We start from the raw sequence: 7,074 nt of genomic DNA, 5'->3' as shown, positions 1-7,074 counted from the left end.
ATGCCGTACTTCTTGCCCCATTCGAGCATGGCGGTGCGATCGACCATGCCGGAAAGGGCGTCGTCCAGCGCGCCCTGCTCCAGGAAGTCCTTCATCGTAAGCGTGGGCGTCTGCTGCCGTTCGGATTCGAACGCGCGGGTTACGGTCTTGCCCAGATCGCCGATGCCGATGCGATCGCCGCCGACGGAGGCCGCGCGATCGCCGCCCGCTACGCCGCCAAACCGGCTGCCGGTGATGTCCGCGCCGGCGAAAGCCAGGGCGATCAGCGCCAGGAACACCAGCGCCAGAATCACGCCGAGGCGCGATTTGAGGAAGGAACGGAAAAAGCCGAGCATCGGGGGCAATCGCCTATCTTGTAACTTCGGTTCAACACGTTGCCCGTGCAGCGGCGACCGGGCAAAGCCGGGGCGCACGCTACACGCGCGAACGAGGGGCCTTGCCTTAGGGACCAAACGCGAATCCTGCAATGGNNGGCCGCGCTCGGGGCCACCCTGCGGCCACGCTCTGCGGCGGCATGGCGCGGCGCAAAACGCTTTCGCCCGGGCAGAGAACGCTTTCCCCCGTATTGTGAGGAACCGTTTTGCATTCTTATGCGCGGTTTGTTAGCCGCGCGGCGATTCAGTCCGCCTCGCTTACGTTCAGGAGGCGCGAATCCGAGTTTTGCTAGGGGGACCAGTCGAAGCCTATGACTCATCGGCCTTTCATCGTTGGCAACTGGAAGATGAACGGTACGCGCGCCATGCTGGCCGAAGCCCGTGCCATCGACCGTGCCGCCGAACGCTTTCCCGATGTGCAGGTTGCGCTCGCGCCGCCGTTCACGCTGATCAACACGCTGCGCGAGGCGGTGAGCGCGATGAATGTCGGCGGGCAGGATTGCCACGCCGAAGTGAAGGGCGCGCATACGGGCGACGTCTCCGCCGCGATGCTGGCGGACATCGGCGCCGATTTCGTGATTCTGGGGCACAGTGAACGCCGGCGCGATCATGGCGAGACCGATGCCGCCGTGCGTGCCAAGGCCGATGCCGCGCTGACGGCCGGGCTGGCGATCATCGTTTGCGTGGGCGAAACGCTGGAAGAGCGCGACGCGGGCAAGGCCGAAGCGGTGGTTTCCGGTCAGGTTTCGGCGTCTTTGCCGGTGGGCGACGACGCGCAGGCCGCCGCTGCGGCGGGCAAGATCGCCGTCGCCTATGAACCGGTATGGGCGATCGGTACCGGCCGCGTGGCGGCGGTGGAAGACGTGGTCGCGATGCACGCCGCCGTGCGCGCGCGGCTCAACGCGGCCTATGGCGAGGCGGCGGACAAGGTGCGCATTCTCTATGGCGGCTCGGTCAACGCCGGCAACGCGGCCGATCTGCTGTCGGCGGCCGACGTGGGTGGCGCGCTGGTGGGCGGAGCGAGCCTGACGGCGGAAGCGTTCCTGCCGATCATCGCCGCCGCGGGGTCGGGCGAAGCCTGAGCGCCAGCCGGGCCTCAGCCGGTGCCTTGCCATCGGCGGGTTCGCGGCCTACATGCGCCCCAATCGTTTCAGGCAGAACATCATGTCGCTTTTCATTTTCCTTACCGTCGTGCAGGCGCTGGTCGCGGCCGCGCTGGTCGGTGTCATTCTGATCCAGAAGTCCGAAGGTGGCGGCCTGGGCGTTGGCGGGAGCCCTTCGGGCTTCATGTCGGCGCGCGGCGCGGCGGATTTCCTGACGCGCGCGACGACGGTGCTCGCCACGGCGTTCGTGGTGCTGAGCATCGCGCTTGCCGCGCTGGCGGTGAAGACCAGCTCGGGCAGCACGATCGACACTTCGCTTGACCGTTCGGTCCCGGCGCCCAAGGCTGATCCGCTGGCGCCGGCGCAAGGTCAGCAGCCGAGCCAGCAGCCAGCGGCGCCCGTTCAGGGCAGCGCGCCCGCGCCCGCGGCGGTTCCGGCCGACCCGCTCAAGGGTGCCGCGAAGCAGTAACCGTTACCCGGCAATAGAGCGCGCACCGATCCCGCATCCTTTTCCGGGCTTGCGGGGCGGGCGCTTTGCTTGTTGCCGATCGACCGTTTCAGCGGCCACATAGGGGCCGCAATCATCCAGCTTGTGGATTGCCGGAGCAATTTCTCCGGTAACCGCTTGCGTCCATTCAACCTCTGACGCTAAGGCCCGACTCCCATGGCGCGGTACATATTTATCACCGGCGGCGTGGTCTCCTCGCTCGGCAAAGGTCTCATGGCGGCAAGCCTCGCCGCGCTGTTGCAGGCGCGCGGCTATCGCGTGCGAATCCGCAAGTTCGATCCCTATCTCAACGTCGATCCGGGCACGATGAGCCCGTACCAGCACGGCGAGGTCTATGTGACCGACGACGGCGCGGAAACCGACCTCGACCTGGGACACTACGAGCGCTTCACCGGCGTGTCCGCGCGCCAGGCAGACAACATCACGTCGGGCCGCATCTACCGAGACATCATCGCCAAGGAGCGCCGGGGCGATTACCTGGGCGCCACGGTGCAGGTGATCCCGCACGTGACCGACGCGATCAAGGACTTCGCGCAGACCGAAACCGAGGACCTCGATTTCGTATTGTGCGAGATCGGCGGCACGGTGGGCGACATCGAGGGGCTGCCGTTCATCGAGGCGCTGCGCCAGCTCCACAACGAGCTGGACCGCGACCAGACCTGTTTCGTCCACGTCACGCTGGTGCCCTATATCGCGGCCGCCGGCGAGCTGAAGACCAAGCCTACCCAGCATTCGGTGCGCGAGCTGACCGGGCTGGGCATCCAGCCTGACATCCTGCTGTGCCGTTGCGAAAAGCCGCTGCCCGAAGGCGAGCGCGCCAAGATCGCGCAGTTCTGCAATGTGCGCAAATCGGCGGTGATCCCGGCGCTGGACGCGTCGAGCATCTATGCGGTGCCGCTGCAGTACCATGCCGAGGGGCTGGACGCCGAAGTGCTGCGCCACTTCGGCCTGACCGCGCCGGAGCCGGACCTTACCCGCTGGGACGATATCGTCGATCGCCACCAGAACCCCGAGGGCGAGGTGACGATCGGCGTCGTCGGCAAGTACGTGGGGCTGCAGGACGCCTACAAGTCGCTGAACGAGGCGCTGGTCCACGGTGGCATGGCCAACCGCGTCAAGGTCAACATCAAGTGGCTCGACGCCGAACTGTTCGAGAAGGACGACAGCGAGATCGCCGCGCATCTGGAGCCGATGCACGGCATCCTGGTGCCGGGTGGCTTCGGCGAGCGCGGCACCGAGGGGAAGATCGCGTCCGTCCGCTTCGCGCGCGAACGCAACGTGCCGTTCTTCGGCATCTGCCTGGGCATGCAGATGGCCTGCATCGAAGGCGCGCGCAACACCGCCGGCATCGCCGCCGCGTCGTCCACCGAGTTCGGCCCGACCGACGAGCCGGTGGTGGGCATCATCACCGAATGGATGACGCCCGAAGGGCTCGAAAAGCGGCAGGCGGGCGGTGACCTTGGCGGCACGATGCGGCTGGGCGCCTATGAGGCAAGGCTCGACGGAAACAGCCATGTCGCGCAGATCTACGGTTCGACGACGATCAGCGAGCGCCACCGCCACCGTTACGAAGTGAACGGCGCCTATCGCGCGCCGCTGGAAAAGGGCGGGCTGGTATTTTCTGGCATGTCACCCGACGGACTGCTGCCCGAGATCGTCGAACGGCCGGACCATCCCTGGTTCATCGGCGTGCAGTTCCACCCCGAACTCAAGAGCCGCCCGTTCGATCCGCACCCGCTGTTCCGCGGCTTCATCGAGGCGGCGGTCAAGCAGGCCCGCCTGTTCTGAAACAGGCCGGGCCAGCGCGGCCCGGGGCGCAAATCCTCACCGTTTGTTAACTTTAGGCACTGGCCAAAGCCAGTTTCCTCTGGCTATTTGTCCGCGGTGGAGCGGATTCCCGTAATCCGTTCGGGGTATTGCTGGGGGATACTGAACGATGGACGCCGCCAAGCTTGCGGACACGCTGGCCGCGCAAAGCCTGTTCGCCGATTGCGAGCAGGCCGAGCTATCCGACATCATCCGCCGCGCGCACCTGCGCACGTTCAAGCCGGGGCAGGAACTGATGGCGCAGGGGGAGGAGGGCGATACGCTCTTCATCATCCTCAAGGGGCTTGCGCGCGTCAGCATGGTGGCCGCGAACGGCCGGGAAATCATCCTCGACTATGCCGAGCCAGGCCATGTGCTGGGCGAGATCGCGTTCCTCGACGGCGGGGAGCGCACTGCCAGCGTCGAGGCGATCGATCCGACGGAGGCGCTGTGCCTGAGCCGCACGGCCTTTGCCGACATCATCGATCTGCACAAGGGGCTGGCGCTGCGCCTGTTGCGCGCCATGGCCCGCCGCCTGCGCCAGAACAACGCGGTGATCGAGGCGGACCGGGCCTATACCTCCGGTCCACGGCTCGCGCGGTTCCTGCTGCGCCTGATGATGGCGGAAAACGCCAACATCGAGGAAAACGGCGCCGGCGGGAAGCTCAAGATCGCGCTGAGCCAGGGCGAACTGGGCAACTTTGCCGGCATGTCACGCGAACAGATCAACCGCCAGCTTTCGGCCTGGGCCGAAAACGGCCTGGTTGGCCTGAAGGGCGGGCGCGTGACCATTCTCGATCGGCAGGCGCTGATCGACGTGGCCGAAGCCTGGTAGAGTTTCGGCCGATTCAAAAAGGGCGGCCCCCGAAGGGACCGCCCTGATTTCACGGCACCGGATGGAAGCGATCAAGCGGCGGCGCTGGCATCGCCTTCGATCACCTTCAGCGGCTTCTGTTCGCCGATCAGCACCTTCTTGGGCTTCATCGCTTCGGGCACTTCGCGCACGAGGTCGATGGTGAGCAGCCCGTCGGCAAGGTCCGCCGCTTCCACGCGCACGAAATCGGCCAGTTCGAAGCGGCGCTCGAAGCCGCGGTTGGCGATTCCGACATGGAGGAACTGACGGTCCTCGGCATCCGGCTTGGCCCCCTTCACCACCAGCAGGTTCTGCTGGGCGGTGATGTCGATGTCTTCCGGCTTGAAGCCGGCGACGGCCAGCGTGATGCGGTAGGCATCCTCGCCACGACGTTCGATGTTGAAGGGCGGATAGTTATCGCCGGCATTGGCGCGGGCCTGGCGTTCGAGCAGGTCGAACAGGCGATCGAAACCCACGGTGGTGCGGCGATAGGGAGTGAAATCAAAACGGTTCATGGCAATATCCTCTGTTGAGCAATCTGCACTCTTCCGCAGGAACCCGGTTCGGCGTTCCCTTGGACCTTGTGGCCATGCCCGCCAGCGCGGCGCATGACACGAAAATGGATGTGTGATAGCCCGGTTGAAATTCAAGACCCCGATGCGCATTTTCGCGTGCATGCAAACAGCGAAGGGCGCGTTCCCGGACGCGCCCGAACAAGAGGACATCATGGCCGGAACGCCCAAAGTCGATATCTACACCAAATGGGGTTGCCCCTACTGCGTGCGGGCCAAGGCGCTGCTCGAAAAGAAGGGCGTGGCCTTCGAGGAATTCGATGTGACCATGGGCGGCCCGAAGAAGCAGGAAATGCTCGCCCGCGCGCCCGCGGCAATGACGGTGCCGCAAATCTTCGTTGGCGAAACCCACGTCGGCGGCTGCGACGATCTCTATGCGCTGGATTCCGCCGGCAAGCTCGATCCCCTGCTGGGCCTCTAGGGCATGACCATGCCCGATGGTCCGGTGCGGGTTGCGCTGTTCCAGATGACCACCGGCATCGATCCCGCAGCCAATGCCGCGGCGATCGTGGATGCCGTGGGCCGCGCGGCGCACGGCGGCGCGGCAATCCTGTTCACGCCCGAAATGGCGGGCCTGCTCGACCGCGACCGCAAGCGCGCGACGCCGCATATCGTGGCAGAAGAAGCCAATCCGGTGCTGGCGGCGGTGCGCGCGGCGGCGGCGCAACACGGCATCTGGGTGGCCATCGGATCGCTGGCTGTGCAGCGCGGCGGCGAAGCCATAACCGGGGAAGCCGCATCGGGCGAAGGGCGCTGGGCCAACCGTTCGTTCCTGATCGACGCCACCGGCGCGATCGTGGCGCGCTATGACAAGATTCACATGTTCGACGTCGATCTGGCGACGGGCGAAAGCTGGCGCGAATCCGCGGCCTATCGCCCCGGTGACAGCGTGGTAACGGCGGAAACGCCGATCGGCCGGCTGGGGCTGGCAGTCTGTTACGACGTGCGCTTTCCTGCCCTGTTCGAGCAACTCGGCCGGCGGCAGTGCGATGTCATCGCCATCCCGGCGGCGTTCACCGTGCCCACCGGCAAGGCGCACTGGCACCTGATGCAGCGCGCCCGCGCGGTGGAAGCCAGCGCCTTCGTGATCGCTACAGCGCAGGCCGGACGGCACGAGGACGGGCGCGAGACTTACGGGCACAGCCTCGTCATCGATCCATGGGGCGAAGTGCTGCTGGACATGGGCGAGGAACCGGGCCTGGGCTTCGCCACGCTCGATCCCGCGCGCATCGCCGAAGTGCGCGCGCAACTGCCCAGCCTCATCAACAAGCAGCCGATCCCGGCAGGGTGAACCGCGAGGCTCTTGCGGCGGGCCGCGAAATGCCTAAATCGGCTGTCATATGATCGTCTTTGATCTTGAGTGCCGCGATGGCGGGCATCGTTTCGAGGGCTGGTTCGGCTCGTCGGACGACTTCGCGCAGCAGCAGGCGCGAGGTCTCCTCACCTGTCCCACCTGCGGCTCCGGTGATGTCGGCAAGGCGGTGATGGCCCCGCATGTGGGGCGCAAGGGCAACCAGGTTCCGGCTCGGGTGCCGACCGACAAGGGTGCGGCCGTGGCCGCGGCGCCAGCGCCTGTAACGGCTGGCAGCTCCTCACCGCAAGTGATGGCGGGCGGAGGTCTTCCTCCCGAGGCGGTCGCCATGTTCAAGGCGCTGGCGACGATGCAGGCCGAAGCGCTCAAGTCCTCGAAATGGGTGGGCGACAGCTTCGCCGACGATGCGCGGGCGATGCACTATGGCGAAAAGGACGTGGAGGCGATCCACGGCCAGGCCACGCCCGAGGAAGCGCGTGATCTGATCGAGGAAGGGATCGAGATCGCGCCCGTCCTGTTTCCGATCGCGCCGCCCGGCGAAACCAA

The 7,074-nt window shown here is 66.3% G+C and carries 9 protein-coding genes; 7 read left to right on the top strand and 2 right to left on the bottom strand.

Annotation, left to right across the window (positions count from 1 at the left end):
• Positions 1–335 (bottom strand): SurA N-terminal domain-containing protein (locus B3547_RS17355; protein ID WP_292965145.1); only part of this gene is annotated, 335 nt, incomplete at its 3' end.
• 350 nt (positions 336–685) lie between these two features.
• Here B3547_RS17355 and tpiA point away from each other — a divergent pair.
• From tpiA to B3547_RS17335, 4 genes are all read left to right on the top strand, one after another.
• Positions 686–1,456 carry a triose-phosphate isomerase gene (tpiA, locus tag B3547_RS17350; protein WP_292965142.1) on the top strand — a complete coding sequence of 257 codons (771 nt, stop codon included), beginning with the start codon at positions 686–688 and terminating at the stop codon, positions 1,454–1,456.
• Between the two features lie 82 nt (positions 1,457–1,538).
• Positions 1,539–1,946: a preprotein translocase subunit SecG gene (gene secG / locus B3547_RS17345; protein ID WP_124807471.1), complete on the top strand. Its 408-nt coding sequence runs from the start codon at positions 1,539–1,541 to the stop codon at positions 1,944–1,946.
• 195 nt (positions 1,947–2,141) lie between these two features.
• Positions 2,142–3,773: a CTP synthase gene (locus B3547_RS17340; protein WP_292965137.1), complete on the top strand. Its 1,632-nt coding sequence runs from the start codon at positions 2,142–2,144 to the stop codon at positions 3,771–3,773.
• A gap of 148 nt (positions 3,774–3,921) precedes the next feature.
• Entirely contained in the window at positions 3,922–4,626 is a 705-nt protein-coding gene (locus B3547_RS17335) for a Crp/Fnr family transcriptional regulator (RefSeq protein ID WP_124807469.1), read from the top strand.
• 71 nt (positions 4,627–4,697) lie between these two features.
• On the opposite strand, the gene B3547_RS17330 is transcribed toward B3547_RS17335, so the two are convergent.
• Positions 4,698–5,159, bottom strand: a complete 462-nt coding sequence (locus B3547_RS17330; protein ID WP_124807468.1) for an Hsp20 family protein — start codon at positions 5,157–5,159, stop codon at positions 4,698–4,700.
• 211 nt (positions 5,160–5,370) lie between these two features.
• On the opposite strand from B3547_RS17330, the gene grxC reads away from it, so the two are divergent.
• The 3 genes from grxC to B3547_RS17315 form a co-directional block, all read left to right on the top strand.
• Positions 5,371–5,637 (top strand): glutaredoxin 3, encoded by a 267-nt coding sequence (gene grxC, locus B3547_RS17325; RefSeq protein ID WP_124807467.1) that lies wholly within the window; start codon positions 5,371–5,373, stop codon positions 5,635–5,637.
• Between the two features lie 3 nt (positions 5,638–5,640).
• Positions 5,641–6,507 carry a carbon-nitrogen hydrolase family protein gene (locus B3547_RS17320; protein WP_292965131.1) on the top strand — a complete coding sequence of 289 codons (867 nt, stop codon included), beginning with the start codon at positions 5,641–5,643 and terminating at the stop codon, positions 6,505–6,507.
• 49 nt (positions 6,508–6,556) lie between these two features.
• Positions 6,557–7,074: DUF1178 family protein (locus B3547_RS17315; protein ID WP_292965128.1), on the top strand; the 518-nt coding region annotated here is incomplete at its 3' end.

Source organism: Novosphingobium sp. UBA1939 (genome assembly GCF_002336885.1).
Taxonomy (GTDB): Bacteria; Pseudomonadota; Alphaproteobacteria; order Sphingomonadales; family Sphingomonadaceae; genus Novosphingobium.
The sequence above is the reverse complement of the archived record's forward strand: the minus strand, read 5'-3'. Positions and strand labels throughout refer to the sequence as shown.